We start from the raw sequence: 20289 nt of genomic DNA on the forward strand, positions 1-20289 counted from the left end.
TTTTTATATCTAAATTTTATTTAAACGCAGGTTAGTTATGACACTTAGCAAACTAAAAACAGCATGCACAATAATGTTGATTGCTTTGGTCACAGGATGTGCCCAACCTTACCCCGATGTTGAACCTGACTTCGAAGCTAACTGGCAAAGCACAGAACATCAAGCCGAAGTCTATTTGATCCCGAGTGCGCCTGAAGCCTTTGCGCGCCGCATTGATCTGGTTCGCCAAGCAAAACACTCGATTGATATGACTTACTTCTCTTGGGAAAACGACACTCTGGGTCTGATGCTGTTAAACGAGCTGAAACACGCCGCTGACCGCGATGTGGCCGTGCGCCTGACACTGGATGACCTACTCGTTTTTAATGACAAATGGTTAGCAGAATTAGACTCACATCCCAATATTGAGATTCGACTGTTCAACCCTTTTGAGTCACGCAAAGCTGGCTGGATTGGTCGTGCGTTTAACTTCTCTACTCATCAAAAACAGTTAGATAATCGACTGCATGAGAAATACTTTAACGTTGATCACCATTCGATGATCCTCGGTGGGCGCAACATCGGTGATGACTACTTTGGCTACAGCGAAAGTGCCAACTTCTTTGATATGGATGTGCTGTTTAAAGGCGACGTGATTGCTGCTTTCGACCGAAACTACCAAGCGTTGTGGAACAGTGAGCATGTAGTGCCAATTCAAGAACGCATTAAAATCAAAGAGAAAGAGCAATACCAAGCGTTCACCAAAGCGTTGAACAAAGGTGAAAAGAATCAAGCATTGATCACGTCTGAAGTCGAAAGGCAGATAAAGAGCTTAAACCAACCGAAGTTCATTTCAGCCTCTGTCACGCCGGTATTTGACTCACTGGAGAAACTCAATGACAACAAGCCCTACTTTCGCCAACGTATTGAACACTTGATGAAGCAAAAAGTACCGACACCATCTAAGGTTATTATTTCTACGCCTTATATGGTGCCAAGCGATAACAAGTTTGTATTCGTCGACGCACTTAGAGAGAGCGAAGCCGAAGTCACCTTACTGACGAATTCATCGGCTTCTAATGATTCGGGCTTTGTGCCTGCGTATTACGAAAAACACCGTGAGACTCTACTCGACAAGGGCGTAAGTATCTATGAGTACAAAAGCCAAGCGATCAATGATGATCACTACTTTCATGTTGATACCTACTACCACAACAAGACAGTAATTTTAGATGAGCGTGTCACCTATATTGGCTCTTCTAACTTCGATCCAAGATCAGACTTTCTCAACGTTGAGTTTGGGGTGTTGGTTGACAGTGAAGAGTTTGCGAAGCAAGTGACACACTACTTAACACGTCAGAAAGAGGAGTTGTTCTGGGCTGTGTCGCGAGAACAATCAGGTGACACCATCTGGGCTTCAGAGGAACAAATCCATACTAAGAACCCGAACTACAGTTCATGGAACAAGGTACCTGATTGGTTATTTCGAAAAATGAATGGCGAGTTCGAGCTTTAAGTGTTCAGCTTCGAATCTTAATTTTTAATTTTCTCCAGTCCAAATGTAAAAAAGCCGCGTAATTCGCGGCTTTCTCATGTTTCAAATACACGTATCTGAGCTTATAGACGGTAGGTCATCGCTCTTTGGGCTACGTAGTTCACCATATCAAGCGTTGTGAAGATCGAATTAACATCATTAATGTTGTAATCCACATGTCCACGCTCCACATATTGCTCAGCGAGACGGTAAATATCAACGACACGCTCAGCTACCGCTTCCATAGGATCAATAAAAGTGACTGTTGGAAATGCCGTTTCAAGTTGCTTTCTAACCAAAGGAAGTTCCGTGCATCCCCAAATAACCGTATCAACGCCCTTCTCTACGATGGATTGAATCGCTACAGCAAGCAGTGCGGCATTACGCTCAAACTCGCCCGCTTTGATCCCGTTGGTTTCTCGGATTGCTTGTCCACACTCTGTCATCTCACCGGTTACTTCACCATAGATAGCACTATGCACGTTATGCTCTTGCTCAAAGGAATCTGGCTTAACGAACACCAGATTCGCGTCCGTTAGGTAACGATCATAGATTCCCGAATTGTATGTGCCGTTGGTACATAAAATACCAACAACAGATTCAGAGTTCTGCTCTTTGATTTGATCAACGGTGGTTTGAAGCATGTCGACGATATAAACGTTGGTGTGCTTTTGAACCTCAGGTCTAAAGTAATGAGCGGTGTTACAGGTCATTACGCCAAACTGAACATTGGCATGTTCTAAAATGCACGCTGACTCAATCAGTTCAGGCACAGGCTCGGTACCGCCTTCGTTAATCACTTCAGATCGAGCGGGGATATCTGAGTTTTTCACCACTATCATGGCCATGTGGTCTTAGTCTTTAAGTGCGCCGTGTTCAATTTCTTTCTTGGCGACGATATCTTGGAACAGAGCATCTGCTTCAGGGCCCATATTACCAAATACACCGAATCGTAGCTTTTTCATTGTTTTTACCTTTGTGTTTGCTAAAGCACAAAGGTTATTACGCTCTTTCGATTTACTTGAATCCTATTAGATGGTTCGCATCCTCGCGAGTGCATAAACAGCGTACAAAAATCAGAATTGAGTACCCAAGGAAAAATGAATACGAAATTCGTCGCCTTCAGGCGCATCTAAGCCGTAAGCAAAATCGAGCTTAACTGGCATTAACTGTGAGTTCCAAATCAAACTCACGCCCGTCCCACGCTTCCAATCCGCTTGTTGATCAAATGCATCACCCACATCAAGAAATGCGCCCAACCAAATTGAACGATAGACTTGATGCTGATATTCGAGCCCAGCAGTTAACATATAACGTGCCCCCGTTAGTTCACCATTCTCGTCTCTAGGGGAGATAGATTCGTAACCATAACCTCGCAGGTTTCCATCGCCACCAGCAAAATACCGCAGTGACGACGGCACATCAGATAATGATTTGGCAATGTTGATGCCTACGTTGGAGCGGAAATGGAGCTTCTGCCTGTCACTAATATCCCATGAAAGGACACTGTTTCCTTCCAACCGCAACAGCCTTGAGTCAGAGAACAGACTAGGGTCAGAATACTCGACAGAATAGATGTGTCGATGATTGAGCTCCAACTGATCATTTTTACGATCAACCTGAGAAAAACTGATGCCAGGTAACAGCAATTGCGATTGCTCTTCCTCAGACGCCTGACGGTACTGTTCGTGCAAGTATCTGACATAAATGGTGCTTTGCCAATCACTGTCTAATTGCCAGTAACGTTCGAACTTAAGATCGTTTGTAAAGCTATTGGTGTCTCGATGATCAATTCGTTTCGATTCAAACTGAATACCAAAGTAATCCGTTGTGACTTTCTCTGTGGGGATTTTGTACCCCAACTGAAGTGATTGCTCCTGTTCAGACAAATATGTCTGTGTTTCAAAGCTGTGGCCTCTCCGGTTATACCAAGGCTTTGACCAACTGAGAGAGGCGCGTAAACCGAGATCAGTAGAATAGCCGCCACCGACCTGCACGATATTTCGAGAACTTGGCTCGGCAATGATTTCAATTGGAACTTCTAGGTTGTCATCAAGTTTGTCAAAGTCACCATGTACGATGACACTTCGAAACCATTGAGTGTCTGACAAATCAGATTGCAGTTCACCTAACTTGATGGTGTCAAAGTCATCACCTTTTTTAAAGGTGGGTATTTTCTCGATACGAGTAGGGTCAACCCCATCATCAGGAATACTTATAGAACCGAACTTGTAGCGTGGACCACTTGCAAAATACAAGTGTATATTCGCGATGTTCTCGCTAGGAATAACTTCAATCTTTGACTCGATAAACCTGCCGTCAAAATAACCTTTCCGCTTTGCTAAAGAGAAAATCGCACGCTTAGTTTGGTCGTATTCTTGGTGAGACAAAGTTAAACCTGAGCCTAACTTGCTTTGATTGAGTATATTGATGAACTCCGCATCTAGGCTAGCTTCACCTGTTATTTTTACTATCGATTCTGCGATGCGCATGACAGGACCAGAATCGATGTTAATGATCACGTTATCAGAATCATTGAGGTCGATATCGAGCTGTGGGTGATAATAACCATAAGGGTTGAGTGCATCTTGAATACGTTTAGATAGCTTCGTTTTCGATAGCTGTGATGCAGGAACATCGGCTAAAGGTTCTAAATATAATTCTACATTTTCGGTGAGAGTTTTATTAACCCCTTTAACCTCAAATTCAGCAGCACTAGAAGAGTGTTGGGTAAACAGGAAAAATGAAGTGGCCAGCACTAATTGTTTAATCGAGGTCTTCACGCGGTTACCCAATTGCTCAAAACCCGAACAGGTTATGAGCAAAGCGTTAAATCGCTGAATCTCTTATGGAGGACGCTATCCTTCGAACGGATTATCGGGTTGTTTAACACCGCAACAGTCGTTTATTAACGACTCAAATCCCAGCCCTACAGACACAAAAAAGGCGCAATTAAGCACCTTTTGAATGTCTATTACTTATTGATTTATATGGCTTGCTGACTCAAGATCAGTTGTTGTTCAGCCACACATCTTGGTTTATTGGAGCTTTCTTTTTCTTTTTCTTCTTGCCAGTACCGGCCGGTGGCGCAACAGGTTTTAGTGCTGCGATCAGTTCAGCTGTCGCTTCTTCATCCACTTCAAAGCCTTCAATTTGCTCACGCTCAAGACGAATCTTGTTCTTCTTCTCGATGATTTTGAAGTGGTGGTAATCTTCGTGATCGATCAGAGATAACGCAAGACCAACTTCACCTGCACGACCACTTCGGCCGATACGGTGCATGTAGTCTGACGGGCTACGCGGTAAGTCAAAGTTGATTACCACTGGAAGCTTCTCAATATCCAGACCACGTGCCGCGATGTCTGTCGCGATCAGAACGTCAATCTCGCCAGATTTGAAATCTTCTAGGATACGAGTACGTAAACCTTGCCCTTTATCGCCGTGGAATACTTCTGCGATGATACCGCGCTTGTAAAGCTTGTCTGCTAGGTGCTCACAGCTGTTCTTCGCATTAACGAAGATCAGAGCTTGGCGCCATTCATGTTGTTGAATTAGGTGTGCGAGTAACGCTGTCTTGCGACCTTTTTCTACTTCGAATACACGTTGAACCAGTGTGCTCGCATTGGCACTTTGAAGTTGAACTTCAATTGGATCGCTTAGAAGTTCGTGAGTCAGCGTTTTAACTTGCTCTGGGAAAGTTGCAGAGAACAACAAGGTTTGTTTTTTGCTCGGCAAGAGCTTCAAGATTGCATCAAGTTCTTCGGTAAAACCTAGGCTTAGCATTCGGTCAGCTTCATCAAGCACTAACGTTTTCACTTTGTCTAACTTGATAGCGTTGCTTGAAATAAGGTCAAGCAGACGACCCGGTGTTGCCACCAAGATATCAGTGCCGCCACGTAGCGCCTGCATTTGAGTGTTTACCGATACACCACCAAACACACAAACCGTTTTAATCGCGCCATTGAAATGCACAGCGTAAGATTTAACGCTGTCAGCCACTTGCTTAGCAAGTTCACGAGTAGGAACCAAGATAAGGCCAGAAACAAAGTTACCTTTGCCTGAACGACGGTCCAGAGGGGCATCTTCATGAATCTTTTGTAACAGTGGAAGTGCAAATGCTGCGGTTTTACCTGAACCGGTATTTGCGCCTGCAATTAAATCGCGTCCTGCTAACACACTTGGAATAACTTGCGCTTGGATAGGCGTTGGCTGTTGGTATTCAAGCTCAGATAAACGAGCCATCAAAGGAGAGATTAAGCCAAGATCAGAGAAGTTGGTTGGTGTAGTGGTGTTAGTCATTAATTGCAGGAACTCAAAGCTAAAATAATAGCGCGCTATATTAACGTATTTCAGCAGTATTACGTAACTAAATCGCCCTTTCGCTTCTATTTCACTGATTAATATCCGTCAGAAGCGAAGTTATCGATGTGAGAACCTCGATACTCGCCGTACCAACTTCGTCTAAGAGTATTCCAGCTACACAATTGTCGTGGGTTGCAGTTAGTTCAGCCAACCTGCTACCGTTTGTTCCGGTGCATACGAATTCGGCTCGGTTAACCAGATAGCTACGGCATCGGGCGAAGCGACTAGCGGATCAAAGTCCACATTGAATTGCCACTCAGATTCACCACGTTGGTAGCCATCGTACACTACGACAAAATCATGCTCTAACTTCTTACCTCTGTTTTCACCAGCTTTTACACTTGTGACTTCGTTCATCGCCAATAGAGCGATATGTGCCACATAATCACCTTTGCCTTCGTAACTTACGCTGAACGTATCGCCTTTATGGTTGACCGTTAGCTTGGGGTTATTTTGTTGTTTAAGAGAAGGTAACGTTCTGTCTAACCAGTTAAAGTAACCGCGCCACTCTTTTCCATCGACAACAAAGCCCGGCGTGTAAACCCCACTTGTTAAGCCGTAAGCTTTATACAGTCGTTGCTTCTGACTGAACGCCTTGCTCGCGAACTTGTCGCCCCAACCTAAGTAATCCCAATAATCGACGTGATAGGCAAGCGGAATAACTTGTGTCCACAGTTGTGGGTCATCTTCAAATGTACTTAGATACGCATCAGCGGGAGGACAACTTGAACAACCTTCAGAGGTGAAGAGCTCGATAACCTGTGCGGGCTGGCCTTCATTACTCCAGGTTTGTGCAAGCGACACTGAGGAATAGAAGCCGATCGGTAAGGCAAATAAACAAAGTTTAATCAATGATGAATTGCGTTTGGCGTGTGACATACCGAGATCCTTGTACAAAGCGAATTGAATGGCGCTCAAATACAGACCGTTATGCCTAGGTTTTTCTTTCAGGTGCTTAGTTTACGAAGAGATTGAGTTTATTTCAGATACAAAAACGCCAGCTTTAGAGGCTGGCGTTTTCTTAAAATTCTATATTTACATGTTAACGCTGAGATTAACGGTTAATACCGATATCGCGTTGCATGTGACCAGATAGGTCGCTTGCGTAGTAACTACGTGGAGAGTTGTCTACGAAAAGAATATCGAAAATGTGTGCAATCAATCCTTTGAAGTTAACCGAGTAGGTTTTCTTATCCATAGAGTTAGGAACAGCGATAGTATTCATTTGTACTGCTTGAGCCATGATTGCCTCTCTATAAATTTATTAATGTGTTTCGTTCTGATGACAAGAATAATAGGTGATCTTTTGCAGGTTAAAAAATGACTAAAATTAGATTTTGGGATTAGTTTTTCTAATAAAACAAACCATTAACAATACCACAAAATAGATATGCAGATTATGTGAGTACAAATTCAATATAGTGTTTAAATCATGCATTTAGTACAAATACCCCGCAAACAACAGTGGCCAATGTCACAGAAAATTTACATAAATAAATTTTCCACTTCATCAGCCACGTGTTCATTATCGACTTTTCGATAAGTTATATTTGTTTTTAATTTACTTGTTCAATGCCTGGCTTCTTCGCATAAACCGACGCTATAACCGCAATCGTCATCGTAGAAACCAATACCGCCAATGACCAGTAAGTTGGGATAGCCCACTCGCTATCAACCAGAAGCATTTTCACACCAATGAACACCATGATGAATGAAAGCGCGGGTTTCAAATAGATGAACTTGTCCATCATACCTTGCAGTACAAAATACAACGAGCGAAGACCAAGTAACGCAAACACGTTAGCCGCAAGTACCAAGAACGGTTCTTGTGTTACCGCAAAGATCGCAGGGATAGAGTCTAATGCAAACATCACGTCCATGACTGCGATCGCACCGATGACCAACATCATTGGAGTGAATGCCCATTTAGCACCCTGTTTAACCATTAATGCAGGGCCATGGAAGTCCTCTGTTACCGGCATCACTTTACGAAGTAGCTTTTCAGGCAGAGTATTCACACTCTCCTCTTCGCCCTTGTCTAATGCCAGCTTAATACCTGTACCAATCAAGAACGCAGCGAACACGTAAAGCACCCAGTGATATTCCGCCAATAGCTGTGCGCCTAGTGCGATCATAATTGCACGAAGCACCAATGCACCAATTACGCCCCAAAGAAGCGCACGAGGTCTTAGATGCTCAGGAACTTGGTATTGAGCAAAGATCATCGCAAAAACAAACAAGTTGTCTACGCTAAGGGATTTTTCTAACAAGTAACCCGTAATGAATGACACGGTTGCTTTTTGCGCTGTGTAGTCACTGTTCGGCGCATAAATGTCCCAAAATAGGTAAATCGAGCCAGCAAACAAAAACGCAAGTACAAACCAGAAAACACTCCAGATTGCCGCTTTCTTGATAGTAACGTTACCGCCACGAGTCTGATAGATATCAATAGAGACGAGAATAACCGTTAGCAGGAAAAAGCCCGCATAAGTCGTCATGATTGGCGATGAAAAAAAGGATTCACTATGTGTAGATAATAGAGATTGAGTTGAGTTCATTATTCCTCCGGGCGGAAGAACTGTACAAAGACCTTCCGCAAACAAAGCATATCAAGCTCCATTACGGATCTTGACTGTGATTGCGTTGGTCTCGTTGAAGTGAAATATGGGATTTCACTTTTACATACCGGATAGACTCTTGGCCTAACGAGATGACGATATGTAAACTTGCGCTAACTACTCCCCAAACGCGTGGATAATAATCCTCTGGTTGTGTTTCGTCTATATAAATTTGCACGGAAAAAGCAAAAAAGGAGCAAACGCTCCTTTCTGATTGATGCCACTTTGTCAAATAAACACGCGAATTGATTCTAAGAATAAATTCGCAAGTCAAACACACTATTGCACTGCGTAATGAAGTTGCAAAAAGAGCAATTTACAGCCCTGCGGCAGGTATTAAATACACTAACGCTGACCAAACTGATACCCAACCGACAACCGCTACCGCATCTAACCAATCTTTCTTATCCATGCATATCTCCACAAGAAGGCGACCTGCAGAGATAAAGCATAAACAATGCCAATTTTATAAATAACCCAAAGTAATAGTGTTAAATATCAGTATCAGCTTTAGTTATCTAAAACACTCCATGCAATTCAACGGTTCATTGAGTTGAAGCGACTCTGGGTGGTCTTGCAGAAACTCGATGAAGCAGTCTGCCATAGAGTCAGTGGTGACCGTGCCATCACCGATCATATCCAACACAGCGTTATAGCCCTCTTTGCCTTTCATTGTATAGGCTGACGACGCGCCCCGGTAAATACGGTTGCGAGAAACAGCTTGCCAACCTGAATCATCAGAGTGAATTTCTAGATGGTGAATCCTGTGTCCTATAGGCGCTTCTTTGTGGTAACAAAACCTCAAATTATGTGTATAAGGAAAGCTACCTGAACCTGTGCCCACGACACCATTATCAATCGCGTTATTGATTGCACCTTCAAGCATGCCAGCGATCGTTTCACCTTTTACTTCATACACACCAATAGGTACGGCAAACGGTAGTAGTTTTCCGGCAATATCGGCAACAGAGACATCGCCGCTGTTCAGTGAATTTCTTACACCACCGGCGTTGTGAATGGCAAAGTCAACCTGATGCCCTTTCTTGTTCATTAGATGGTGAAATGATTGAGCAACCAAGGGGGCTAGTTGACTCGGGCCTTTAGCATCTGGAATACGTACATGGCGAAGTTTAGTGTCTGCATGAGCAATCACTTGTTGCTGAAGCTTTCGAACTCGCGGCTGGTATTTATCCGTCAGAATGCTCTGCAGCTCAGGATCTTTCTTACACACTGCAATATTAGGGTGATTGTTTAAAAACTCACACGCCATATCGTGGGCATCGTCTTGCCCTACTTCACTCAGTTTCGCGTCTATAAAGAGTCGACGGCCTAATAACAGTTCGTTTTTACCATTGAAGTGCGTCACTTTGCCTTGAGAATCGAACTCGATTTCGCAGTGTCCTAAGCTCATGGCGTGGAAACCCGCTTGCACAACATAGGTATCGCCAATTTTCACACCGTATTCATCATCTTTAACTAAGCCGATATCAGAGAAATCACCTTGTAAGCGATGACTATGACCACCAACGATGACACCAATACCTGTTACGTTGGCTGCTAACTCTAAATCAGCTTCGTAACCAAGATGGCTAAGTAACACAATCTTGTTGATACCTGCTTGATGGATTTGCTCAATGGTCCCTTTTGCTGTTTCCAAAGCATTTTCAAACGGTGTATCGATATCTGGGTTAGCGATGCCTGCCATCTTGTCGATGCTTAAGCCGAATATTGCGACCTTCTCGCCATCAAACTCTTTCGTTATAAAAGAAGCACTTCGTGTTTCAGGCAGATAAGGCTTAACAATGTCGTTGTCCGCTAGCGTATGAGTTTTATTGATATCCTCATTCGATAGATTCCAGTTACCGGCCAACAGCGGGAATTTGATTCTTTTCGCGAAAATCGCAACGGGCTCATTACCCATGTCTAACTCGTGATTACCGAGCGTCATGGCATCTATATTAAGGGCATTCAACAAATCGGCATTGGCTTTTCCCTTGAATAAGGAAAAGTACAACGTGCCCTGGAAGCAGTCACCAGCGTGCAAGAACAAGGTTCCAACCTTCTGACGCTGGGCATCTTGTTCTATTTGTTTGAAGCGTGTTGAAATTCGAGCAAAGCCACCAGCACTGACATAAGGTTCAATGATGTGGTTGTTCATTTTAAGTGATAGCTGTAACGAGGTTGGTTCAAAGTATGAGTGGGTGTCGTTGATGTGTGCCAACACTATTTTTGTCGGCTTATTCTTTTTAGTCATATTTTCTTCTCTCTTTGTCCCTTCATACTAGGTCGAGAATCATGACAGAATCGTGAATTTTATGAAACTGCACTGCAAAAAAATACTCGAGATAGATCAAAAATCTCATTTTGCACCGTATTAATAAACAACGGGTTTTGTGACAGGTGAGCATACCGGATTTGGATTTTTCGATTATGATTAAAGATATCTGTTAGCTTTCAAATAATTAGCAGAGCCTTCCGTTAGGAGTAAGCCTATGCAACTAGAAAGAATCGAGATTTCTGGCTTTCGAGGTATCAAGCGCATGTCACTCGCGTTTGACGAGCTAACCACGCTTATTGGTGAAAATACTTGGGGTAAGTCTTCATTATTGGATGCCCTTTCCGTCATTCTGCCCTCAGACGGTGTGCCATATCACTTTGAAATGACCGATTTTCATGTCGATTACTCTGTTTCACACCCGCAGTCTCAACATCTTCAAATTGTTCTCGCTTTAAAAGCTAACGATAAGAGCGAACTTAACGCAGGTCGTTATCGCAAACTCAAACCTATTTGGGTTCAAGATGAATTTGGCGTATTTCGCATCTACTATCGCATCAGCGCGACGTTAGAACAGTATGAGACAACAACACACTATGCATTTCTTGGTTTGGACGGTAATCCGCTCAAGCTTCATCATTCAGAAAAGCTCGCTCAAGAATTAATGACCTTACATCCTGTGATCCGTTTACGAGACGCAAGGCACTTTGATCGCCCTTTCAACGGCAAGTCCCTTAACCACAATGCTCACCTGCCGACTAATGTTCACGCAACTAATGCAAATTCAAACGGGAACCATCACACGAGCAATGGCACAACAAATGGAAACGGCGCCAATAACGGTAATGGTCGACAAGCAAGAATAGAAAAACGAATAGACAACACCTGCCGCCGTCTTATGGCGATACCCGGACATGTTAATAAAGGTGAAATGCGCAGTAGCCTAGAGTCGATGCAAAGTTTGATTGAGCACTATTTTTCTTTCAAAAGTACTTCTCGTCGTAACCCTAGAAAACAGCGAGACGGATTGCTTTATTCTGCGGGTACCAATGATCAGAGTATTCATCAACTCGTCGAAGAGACCAAGAACAAACAAACTCGCTTATTATTCATGGGGTTACTTAACGCTTATCTACAAGCTAAAGGGCCAAACGACTTAAGGCGATGTGCGCGCCCTCTTTTGATCCTTGAAGATCCAGAGGGTCGACTGCACCCAACACACTTGGCAAGGGCTTGGAGCTTGATGCAGAAATTGCCCATGCAGAAAATCCTGACCACCAACAGTGGCGACCTACTTGCGGCGGTCCCACTTCAATCGATTCGTCGCTTGGTTCGTCAGTCAGACAAAACCATCGCCAATCAACTCAACATGAACCATTTCAGTAAGGATGAACTTCGACGAATTGGTTTTCATATCCGCTTCCACCGCTCTGGGGCACTATTTGCTCGCTGTTGGCTATTAGTAGAAGGTGAAACCGAGGTTTGGTTGTTCAATGAACTTGCCAACCAATGTGGCTATAACCTAGCAGCAGAAGGTGTGCAGATTATTGAGTTCGCCCAATCAGGACTTAAGGCACTGATTAAGGTCGCGCAAGAGTTTGGCATCGATTGGCATGTGGTAACTGACGGCGATGCGGCGGGTAAAAAATACGCAGCAACGGTGCTATCGAAGCTTGGTAATGATCAGGAAAGACATCGACTCACGGAACTGCCAGATAAAGATATCGAGCATTACCTATATATGAATGGATTTGAGAGCTTTTTCCGTGACATGGTTAAGATTCCATACGATCACCCTATCCCTCCAAAGAAAGTGGTTGCCAAGGTATTGAAGAAACATGCAAAACCCGACCTTGCACTCGCCATTGTTTCTCATTGCGAGAATCAAGGACAAGAATGCATTCCGCTTTTATTAAGGTGGACATTAAAACGCGTGATCACCATGGCGAATGGAAATACCTAAACATAATTTGTTTTATAGATGCTATCAGTTGCTCTACTGATGAAATATTTAGCTAGTCGCCTCAACCAAAAAAGGCACACCAAACGGTGTGCCTGTATAAATCGATATACAAATTAATTGGGGGTTATCTTGCAAGAGTTCACAGTGACTAACTAAGGTTAGGTTAACGAATTAAGCCTTTGCCTGTTTAGCGTGTTGTTCAACAACTTCCGAAGATTGAGTCGATTTCTCGTGAAGCCATAGCCCCGTTGCTTTCATCAAGTATCCAAATACACCACCAAGCAGTAAAGATGGCACTACAAGTTGCCAATCACCACCTGCAGCAAACGTCGCACAGCAACCAATGAAGGTGCCTGGGATATAACCTAGCCACGCTTGTTTCGCTTGAATACACATAAAGAATGCCACAATAGCAGTAATCATGTAGCCTAAAATCTCTAACCCTGCGAAGGTTGAGCTTTCGATAATCACCATTGCCCAGAATACGCCAGTCATGTTGGTCAATAAGCTACCTGCTAGTCCTTTAACGCCGCCTGTTGGCGAAGCAAAGTAACTGGTGCAACCTAAGAAACCTGCCCATGACAATAAGCCGAAAGAGATAGCAATCCATCCCCATAGACCTGACAAAATACCTGTTGTTAATGAAATCGCGACTAATGTACTCATACTATTTCTAAAGCCTAATTACGTAATTGAACGCAACCGGATTTAGCCTCACTTAAAATCAAGTAAGCATACTATGGGAAGATAGCCCTTATTTAGCCGATCACGATCACATTAATAATGTATGCAGATGTGTATTTATCACTAGATAGAGACCGAAATCGCTTATTCAACACATTTAGTTATTAGCATTGGTGTTGAATAGCGGCTAAAGAACCGACCGTTTGCCTTTCATCATGCGCTTACCTTCACGCTTGATACATTCAGCAAGTGGGTTCTCTGCCATGTCAGCACGCCAAATAAAGGACAAGGTTCTTTCCATTTCAAGCTCAGAAACATTCAACGTCACAAGTTGACCTGACTCAACAAACTGTTCGACATCTAGATAAGGTAAACACGTTAAATATGGGCCGTTTGCAACCAAACTTCTTAAAACAGGAACGTGTTCATACTCTCGCCATACATCGAGATCGCCAATTAAATGGTGAATAGAGCTATCAAAAACTTTGCGAGTACCCGAACCATGTTCGCGTAATACCCACTTTGCTTGTTCTAATTGTGCCAAGCTGACTCGTTCACGCTTCGCAAACGGGTGATGAGCCGATGCAACCACCGTTAAATGGTCGGTACACCACACTTCTTGGTGAACTCGGTTGTCATCACAACGACCTTCGATAACACCCAAGTCATATTGATAATCTAATACACCATCAATGACTGCGTCGGTACTTTGCACGCCAAGCGAGATTCGCATCTCAGGAAAGTCGTTATCAATAATACTGATGAGATCCGGAACGAGGTGTTCCGCTGGAGTTTGGCTAGCACCTAATTTGAGTTCGCCACTCAACAAATGCTGCTCGTAAAAACCCATCTCAATTTGCTGCGCATCTTGCAGTAAACGCTTCGCTTTTGGTCTTAACCACATACCCCAATGAGTCAGGGCCATTTGCTTGCCCTGCCTTTCAAACAAAGGCCTGCCGAGCATTTTTTCCAACTGTGCAAGAGACATACTTGTTGCTGACTGAGTCAACGCCAATTTGTCTGCTGCCTGACTAACGCTCCCGGAGTCTGCTACTGCATCAAATACCGCGAGTTGCTTTAATGAATAACGCAAAATTCATCCTTAATGCTTTTAATTATTTGTGTCCTGATGCTCGTTTTTTATAAAGCCAATGAGCAATCAATTTCATTCTACGCGTAACCCAATCTATATCAATAAATTTGATGTGGTTTCTAAAAATTATCAATTTTACCTCTACCCCTCAACGCCCTAATCTGGAATGGCAGGACACAACGAGCCCTGCAAAACATTACTGATTAACCATTACGGATTAACCAGGTCATTAACACTAGGAATTACACATGACGGATTGTTCAAGGGGGGGATATGGCAACCAGCACTTCTGAAAATCATCAACTGTTCTCACCAACAGAAATGATGGCGGAAGCAGAGAAGTTTGCATTAAGTAAAGCAAATAAAACCAGCAGCATGACATTGAGTTTGGCAATCATGGCTGGCGCATTCATCGGGCTTGCTTTTTTATTCTACATCACGGTAACCACGGGCAGCGCTGATGCTGGATGGGGACTGAGTCGCTTAGCCGGCGGTCTTGCCTTCAGTATGGGTTTGATCTTGATTGTGATTTGCGGTGGTGAGCTATTTACCAGCTCAGTGTTATCAAGCATCTCATGGGCTAACAAGCAAATCACCTTCACGAAGATGCTGTCTATCTGGGGCAAGGTGTATGTCGGCAACTTTATCGGTGCCATGTTCCTATTGGCTTTGGTAAGCGCAGCAGGCTTGTATCAACTGGATGGCGGCCAATGGGGCTTAAACGCTTTAAACATTGCTCAACACAAGCTACACCACACCCCAGTTCAAGCGTTTGCTTTGGGTGTGCTTTGTAACTTGTTGGTGTGTTTAGCGATTTGGTTAACGTTCAGCTCTGCTAACGCAATGACCAAAGCAATGATGACCGTGTTACCCGTTGCAATGTTCGTAAGCTCAGGCTTTGAACACTGTGTGGCGAATATGTTCATGGTTCCGCTAGGCATCACGATTCAAGCATTCGCACCAGAAAGCTTCTGGATGCAAATCGGCGCAACACCAGCCCAGTATGCAGACCTAAACGTCATGCAATTTGTCACCGCAAACTTAATACCAGTGACAATCGGCAACATCGTAGGTGGTTCAGTATTGGTCGGCTTAGCGAACTGGAGCATCTACCGTCGCCCACAACTTAAAGCAGCAAAAATTACCGCTATTACACAAACAACAGAAATTACGTCAGTTAAGGAAATTACTATGAACACAGCAACTACTATCAAGCAAATCATGAACACTCAACCAATTACACTGAGCGTAGAAATGCCAACATCAGTCGCGATTGATACACTTTTAGACGCGCAACTTGTTAGCGCTCCTGTTTGCGATGTTGAAGGTCGTCTAGTGGGTATCTTCTCTGTTCATGACGTAATGGTTGACCTTTGGTGCCAAGATTACATCCCAACTAAAGGCCAAAAAGTTGTAGACCTAATGAGCCGTGACGTTGTGGCAATCGACGCAAACGACAAGCTAGTGGACGTTGCTGAGTTCCTATGCATCGACAAAGAGCAACTGTACCCGACGACAAGCATGGGCTTCGCTACTCGCCTGACATCTCTTTCTCTAGAAGAGCGTGCAAAAGCGATGAAAGTAAGCCAACCACATATGCTTCCAGTGTTAGAAAACGGCGTAATGGTAGGTGTGTTGACTCGCATTGAAGTGATGCAAGCACTACGTCCAATCTACGGTGACCGACTAAACGTGGTTCCACAAGCTGAACTAGAAACGGCTTAACTAATCTTAAGTTGAACTATTAGGGATTAGTAGTTCAATTAGATAACTCAGTCATGGCAACGTTGACTGGCTAGAGGTAAACGGTGGCTTTTAACGTACTAAACGGTTTGACACAAAACAGACCTAAACGCGTTGCCATTTATCTCAATAAAAAAGGCGCAAAGTGAAAACTTTGCGCCTTTCTCTATTTCTAACTGTTGCTTTCTAAGTATCTATTTAACTTTTGGTGTTACATAAGAGATTGATACTAGTTAGCGATCAACAATAGCTAGATTACTTCTTTACACCTTCAACGTGTAGAACCATATCTACATAGCTTGAAGCGCCCATTACTGGAATGTTGAAGTCAGCAAGTTCTAGACGAGTTGTACCCACGAAACCAGCACGCTCACCGCCCCAAGGGTCTTGACCAGCACCGATGAATTCAGCTTCGATAACGATTGGCTTAGTTACGCCGTGAAGCTTAAGGTCACCCATTACTTCAAGTTTGCCGTTGCCTTTATCAACCACTTTTGTGCTGTTGAAAGTAGCGTCAGAGAATTTACCTGCATCAATGAAGTCAGAGCTACGGATGTGCTTGTCACGCTCTGCGTGGTTTGAATCAAGGCTTGTTGTATCAATAGTTACGTTTACTTTTGATGCTTCAACGTTGCTTTCATCAAATGAGAAATCACCTGAGAATGTGTTAAAACGGCCTTGGATAAAGCTATAACCTAGGTGGCTAACTTTAAAGTTAACTGAAGCATGCGCACCTTTTGTATCAATCACGTAATCAGCGGCGTTCGCAGCGAAAGGCATTGCCATAGCAAATGCTAATCCTGTAGCGATAATTGACTTTTTCATTTTGAAGCTCCTATCATTTTTCGTAGCGTATCGTCTTTGTCGATAACGTGGTGTTTTATCGCCGCTAAGGCGTGCACTGATGCCATAATGATCAGTACCCATGCAGCATAGTAGTGAACCGTACCTGCGAGATCAGATTGGTTTGCAAACAGTTCGCCCATACTTGGTACAGTGAACCAATTGAATACCTCTATCCCGCGGCCATCTGATGTCGAAATCAAATAACCTGAAATAAACAAAACCGCTAAGTTGATGTACATGAAGCCGTGAGCGATCTTCGCTGCTGCAATTTCATAGCTTTTACCTTCCACTTTAGGTGACGCGGTAACTAGTTTCCAGACCAAGCGGATAACGGTAACGGCAGCCAAAAGAATGCCTACCGAGCGGTGATAGTCTGGCGCTGTTTTGTACCACTCGCTGTAGTATGAAAGATCAACCATCCACAGGCCTACACCAAATAAGCCAAATACCGCGAGAGCTGAAATCCAATGCATCGCTCTTGCTAAAGGGTTGTAATTTCTAACGTTGTTGTCCATGCATCTCTTCCGAATGTTAACGAGTAGTGTAGTTTCGAAAAGCGTACCCTACACCAAGTTTGTGTAACATATTATTTACCAAGCTTTACATTGGTAACATCATTTCAAATTAAACGAGTTATTCAAATTATTTGAACAAGTTTGGGCTAAACGTTAGATTTCAACGATTTGTTCGATCTCGTAAAGCTCATCTGAGATATCTAACATTTTACGTTCCATGACTTTTTGAGCGTCTTCTATCCCTTTGTTGTAGTAAACCGCCCCAAACTTTTTACTTATGAAATCGACCAAGAATTCTGTGTCGAACTGACCAAGCTCCACATCAAGTTCATCCTGCAGGTACTTTTGGAGCGTATGAGTAAGCTCAGACTTTTGTTTCGAATCTAATTGAATGGTCATGAATGTTTCCAAATAAAGAGTAAGTAGATCAATTGTGATTTGCTGACTAGACTATAGTCGAGGTAACTAGCTAGAATTCCTCATAATTTAGAATACAGACCTGTAGAGCGCCAGTGCTATCCATAAAATCACTCAGCAATGGTTAATTTTGATAGAGAGATCAAGAACTCGCACTTTGACGATAGGTAACGGAACCGCAATTACCGTACTATTGCCCATCAATAAGATAGTAGCTGTGTATAAGGGACTTCATTGTTATTAGATCTAGTGATTAAAAGCGTTAATCAATTTCAAGACGATTGCCTAAAGCTCTGTGAACGCCACTACCCTACTGTACACAATCAAGGGATCAGTGAGCACCATATAGGTAAGGCATTTGCCCGCCGAATGGAGCACACCTTCGTTAGCTTTAATCATGCAAGCAACATCAGCCCACTTGAAATGCTTTCCTCTAGAGAAACGCCTCGACACTTCCGAATATCTTCCGAAATCGGTACCGTTTGGATGATCAGTCATCATATGGTGAGCGCCGGGAAAACATGTCGTAGAAAGTTGATGTTGGACATCCATAATTGGCAACAAGAGTATGGATTTTCCATTCAACCCAATGACGTTTTGATCATTGTCTCCGACCATTGGATTAGCCGAAGTAAAAACAGTGGCGAATTATTGCATTGGTGGATGGGTGAACTCCCAGATGAGATCACGGAATATAGTCAACAAGGTATCACGCTAAGAGAGAGTGATTCTCAATTTGCTACTGACTTAAATAATAATTTTAAAATCAGCCCTTGCTTCATTAAATTTGGACACCCTTTAAAGCGGTCAGGAAATCAACAACTGGTTCGTAAATATCTGCAACTTTACGCAGTACTTCAATGGCAGTAAGAATACGGGTCAACTTTTTTAATCAGTCTTGAAAGTAAATAGTTAGACCTCCATCCCAGTATTTTATAAAAGATAACTCATTCCCTGTTCATTAATTATTCGAACTTCCTGTTTTAATTATTAATAGCCGATCGACTCACAGTCTCGATTTTGAGAGATAGATATCATTTCTGTGTAACTCGCTTAGTCAATCTATTTTATAACTTTGACACTCCCCCATAATTTAAGCCATTAACCCTACTTTTCTCTGGTGTATCAGCGTTCTAGCCTTATATTGGTTGGGGTTAATATGTGAGACGTTACTTAGCCGTTAGATTCACTTAAACTATCAAACACAGTCAATGATAAGTAAATTTAATGGTTAATGTCATTTATCATGCTGATTTTTCGTTAGTTATATTAATTTAAATATTGACGTTACAAATGAATTTTTATTAATTGACAATTTAGTAACACCTGTCAATATTGTGACAGCCGTGACGTATATTCTCGTCATTAAATAAACACCTTTATTAGCGACTATGATTTTATCAGACAGAAGTGAATTTATTAGCTGTATATCCGTAGATGCTGATATGCAGTTTATTGCGAAATACCAAGACCTGACGCTTAGAAGCGTCTATCAACCTATATTCGACTCTTCTATGACTCAAATAGGTGTTGAGGCTTTGGTGCGCATTTCAAATAACAAAGGTGATATTGTTCGTCCTGATCACTTCTTCCATTCCGACGAAACCTCAAGCACAGACAAAATCAATGTAGAGAGGTTGAGTCGAGCGATTCATATCCGTAACTTCGCACAATCGACAATCCGTCATTTACATCTATTTTTGAACGTTCTTCCAAACGTTGGTGAGTTGTTTGCTGCAGAAAAGGTCAGCGATAGCTTGTTAGCTAAACGCCTTCACGAGCTTAACCTTTCATGCGAACAGATAGTGATGGAGTTGGTAGAGTTGAACGCAGAAAGTGAAGAGCGTTTGAAAGATGCCGCTCTTTCTCTTGCGGATAATGGCTTTCAAATAGCGGTCGATGATTTTGGAACACAAGCATCAACCGAACAACGCGTTCGTCACATTAACCCTCATATCATCAAGATAGACCGCTCGGTTATGTTGGACTTTGAACAAGGCGACACTCGAGAAATGGAGTTAGTACTTGATCTTGCAAACCAAATTGGCGCAAAGACAGTGATTGAAGGTATTGAAACCCAACAACAACTCGAAGCGATGCAGGGCTTAGGCTTCAATATGTATCAAGGCTACCACTTAGCCATGCCAAAGCCGATTGAGTTAGACATACGGCTAGCAATTTAGAATCGCCCTATTGTTCTTAAAGCCGCTTGCCCATTGAGTAGCGGATTTTTTAATGCTTGCCTATTCGTACCCTCTTA

At 43.0% G+C, this 20289-nt stretch carries 17 protein-coding genes; 5 read left to right on the forward strand and 12 right to left on the reverse strand.

Annotated features, from left to right (window positions below):
- Window positions 1-37 precede the first annotated feature (37 nt).
- Window positions 38-1495, forward strand: coding sequence for a phospholipase D family protein (locus tag AB6D93_RS03340; RefSeq protein WP_102333455.1), 1458 nt, complete (start codon window positions 38-40; stop codon window positions 1493-1495).
- A 101-nt stretch (window positions 1496-1596) separates the two neighbouring features.
- Here the strand turns inward: AB6D93_RS03340 and AB6D93_RS03345 are convergent, their stop codons facing one another.
- From AB6D93_RS03345 to AB6D93_RS03375, 7 genes are all read right to left on the reverse strand, one after another.
- Window positions 1597-2361: an aspartate/glutamate racemase family protein gene (locus AB6D93_RS03345; protein ID WP_102333456.1), complete on the reverse strand. Its 765-nt coding sequence runs from the start codon at window positions 2359-2361 to the stop codon at window positions 1597-1599.
- Window positions 2362-2589: 228 nt separating this feature from the next.
- A complete protein-coding gene (locus AB6D93_RS03350) occupies window positions 2590-4308 on the reverse strand; it encodes an autotransporter assembly complex family protein (RefSeq protein ID WP_029235664.1) in 1719 nt (572 codons plus the stop codon).
- Window positions 4309-4522: 214 nt separating this feature from the next.
- The gene (locus AB6D93_RS03355) at window positions 4523-5812 is read right to left on the reverse strand and encodes a DEAD/DEAH box helicase (protein ID WP_102333457.1); all 1290 of its coding nucleotides are present in this window, start codon (window positions 5810-5812) and stop codon (window positions 4523-4525) included.
- A gap of 201 nt (window positions 5813-6013) precedes the next feature.
- Window positions 6014-6754 carry a DUF1223 domain-containing protein gene (locus tag AB6D93_RS03360; RefSeq protein ID WP_102333458.1) on the reverse strand — a complete coding sequence of 247 codons (741 nt, stop codon included), beginning with the start codon at window positions 6752-6754 and terminating at the stop codon, window positions 6014-6016.
- 175 nt (window positions 6755-6929) lie between these two features.
- On the reverse strand, window positions 6930-7118 hold the full coding sequence (locus AB6D93_RS03365; RefSeq protein ID WP_017059812.1) for a hypothetical protein: 189 nt from the start codon (window positions 7116-7118) through the stop codon (window positions 6930-6932).
- A gap of 313 nt (window positions 7119-7431) precedes the next feature.
- Window positions 7432-8433, reverse strand: coding sequence for a TerC/Alx family metal homeostasis membrane protein (locus AB6D93_RS03370; RefSeq protein WP_102333459.1), 1002 nt, complete (start codon window positions 8431-8433; stop codon window positions 7432-7434).
- Window positions 8434-9007: 574 nt separating this feature from the next.
- Window positions 9008-10747 carry a bifunctional UDP-sugar hydrolase/5'-nucleotidase gene (locus tag AB6D93_RS03375; protein ID WP_102333460.1) on the reverse strand — a complete coding sequence of 580 codons (1740 nt, stop codon included), beginning with the start codon at window positions 10745-10747 and terminating at the stop codon, window positions 9008-9010.
- A gap of 238 nt (window positions 10748-10985) precedes the next feature.
- Between AB6D93_RS03375 and AB6D93_RS03380 the strand changes: the two genes are divergently transcribed.
- Entirely contained in the window at window positions 10986-12731 is a 1746-nt protein-coding gene (locus AB6D93_RS03380) for an ATP-dependent endonuclease (RefSeq protein ID WP_102333461.1), read from the forward strand.
- Between the two features lie 171 nt (window positions 12732-12902).
- Here the strand turns inward: AB6D93_RS03380 and AB6D93_RS03385 are convergent, their stop codons facing one another.
- Both AB6D93_RS03385 and AB6D93_RS03390 read right to left on the reverse strand, forming a co-directional pair.
- Window positions 12903-13397 carry a DUF1097 domain-containing protein gene (locus AB6D93_RS03385; protein WP_017059817.1) on the reverse strand — a complete coding sequence of 165 codons (495 nt, stop codon included), beginning with the start codon at window positions 13395-13397 and terminating at the stop codon, window positions 12903-12905.
- 205 nt (window positions 13398-13602) lie between these two features.
- A complete protein-coding gene (locus AB6D93_RS03390; protein WP_102333462.1) occupies window positions 13603-14508 on the reverse strand; it encodes a LysR substrate-binding domain-containing protein in 906 nt (301 codons plus the stop codon).
- A 273-nt stretch (window positions 14509-14781) separates the two neighbouring features.
- Between AB6D93_RS03390 and focA the strand changes: the two genes are divergently transcribed.
- Window positions 14782-16233, forward strand: a complete 1452-nt coding sequence (gene focA, locus AB6D93_RS03395) for a formate transporter FocA (RefSeq protein WP_050650436.1) — start codon at window positions 14782-14784, stop codon at window positions 16231-16233.
- A gap of 273 nt (window positions 16234-16506) precedes the next feature.
- Here the strand turns inward: focA and AB6D93_RS03400 are convergent, their stop codons facing one another.
- The 3 genes from AB6D93_RS03400 to AB6D93_RS03410 form a co-directional block, all read right to left on the reverse strand.
- The gene (locus AB6D93_RS03400) at window positions 16507-17076 is read right to left on the reverse strand and encodes a YceI family protein (RefSeq protein WP_102333463.1); all 570 of its coding nucleotides are present in this window, start codon (window positions 17074-17076) and stop codon (window positions 16507-16509) included.
- Window positions 17073-17612, reverse strand: a complete 540-nt coding sequence (locus AB6D93_RS03405) for a cytochrome b (RefSeq protein WP_017064631.1) — start codon at window positions 17610-17612, stop codon at window positions 17073-17075. Before AB6D93_RS03405 ends, AB6D93_RS03400 begins: the two co-directional genes overlap by 4 nt.
- A 153-nt stretch (window positions 17613-17765) precedes the next feature.
- On the reverse strand, window positions 17766-18011 hold the full coding sequence (locus AB6D93_RS03410) for a DUF2164 domain-containing protein (protein ID WP_017059821.1): 246 nt from the start codon (window positions 18009-18011) through the stop codon (window positions 17766-17768).
- 252 nt (window positions 18012-18263) lie between these two features.
- Between AB6D93_RS03410 and AB6D93_RS03415 the strand changes: the two genes are divergently transcribed.
- Both AB6D93_RS03415 and AB6D93_RS03420 read left to right on the forward strand, forming a co-directional pair.
- Window positions 18264-18899 carry a hypothetical protein gene (locus tag AB6D93_RS03415; protein WP_017067365.1) on the forward strand — a complete coding sequence of 212 codons (636 nt, stop codon included), beginning with the start codon at window positions 18264-18266 and terminating at the stop codon, window positions 18897-18899.
- Window positions 18900-19474: 575 nt separating this feature from the next.
- Window positions 19475-20212: an EAL domain-containing protein gene (locus tag AB6D93_RS03420; protein WP_029235240.1), complete on the forward strand. Its 738-nt coding sequence runs from the start codon at window positions 19475-19477 to the stop codon at window positions 20210-20212.
- The last annotated feature ends 77 nt before the right edge of the window (window positions 20213-20289 follow it).

It is taken from the genome of Vibrio sp. 10N.247.310.23 (assembly GCF_041467155.1).
Classification (GTDB): domain Bacteria; phylum Pseudomonadota; class Gammaproteobacteria; order Enterobacterales; family Vibrionaceae; genus Vibrio; species Vibrio crassostreae_C.

Bases quoted from the DNA above. Each gene is read 5' to 3' on its own strand.
- AB6D93_RS03340 (WP_102333455.1), top strand. From the start codon at position 38: ATGACACTTAGCAAACTAAAAACAGCATGCACAATAATGTTGATTGCT.
- AB6D93_RS03345 (WP_102333456.1), bottom strand. From the start codon at position 2,361: ATGGCCATGATAGTGGTGAAAAACTCAGATATCCCCGCTCGATCTGAA.
- AB6D93_RS03355 (WP_102333457.1), bottom strand. From the start codon at position 5,812: ATGACTAACACCACTACACCAACCAACTTCTCTGATCTTGGCTTAATC.
- AB6D93_RS03360 (WP_102333458.1), bottom strand. From the start codon at position 6,754: ATGTCACACGCCAAACGCAATTCATCATTGATTAAACTTTGTTTATTT.
- AB6D93_RS03365 (WP_017059812.1), bottom strand. From the start codon at position 7,118: ATGGCTCAAGCAGTACAAATGAATACTATCGCTGTTCCTAACTCTATG.
- AB6D93_RS03370 (WP_102333459.1), bottom strand. From the start codon at position 8,433: ATGAACTCAACTCAATCTCTATTATCTACACATAGTGAATCCTTTTTT.
- AB6D93_RS03375 (WP_102333460.1), bottom strand. From the start codon at position 10,747: ATGACTAAAAAGAATAAGCCGACAAAAATAGTGTTGGCACACATCAAC.
- AB6D93_RS03380 (WP_102333461.1), top strand. From the start codon at position 10,986: ATGCAACTAGAAAGAATCGAGATTTCTGGCTTTCGAGGTATCAAGCGC.
- AB6D93_RS03385 (WP_017059817.1), bottom strand. From the start codon at position 13,397: ATGAGTACATTAGTCGCGATTTCATTAACAACAGGTATTTTGTCAGGT.
- focA (WP_050650436.1), top strand. From the start codon at position 14,782: ATGGCAACCAGCACTTCTGAAAATCATCAACTGTTCTCACCAACAGAA.
- AB6D93_RS03400 (WP_102333463.1), bottom strand. From the start codon at position 17,076: ATGAAAAAGTCAATTATCGCTACAGGATTAGCATTTGCTATGGCAATG.
- AB6D93_RS03405 (WP_017064631.1), bottom strand. From the start codon at position 17,612: ATGGACAACAACGTTAGAAATTACAACCCTTTAGCAAGAGCGATGCAT.
- AB6D93_RS03410 (WP_017059821.1), bottom strand. From the start codon at position 18,011: ATGACCATTCAATTAGATTCGAAACAAAAGTCTGAGCTTACTCATACG.
- AB6D93_RS03420 (WP_029235240.1), top strand. From the start codon at position 19,475: ATGCAGTTTATTGCGAAATACCAAGACCTGACGCTTAGAAGCGTCTAT.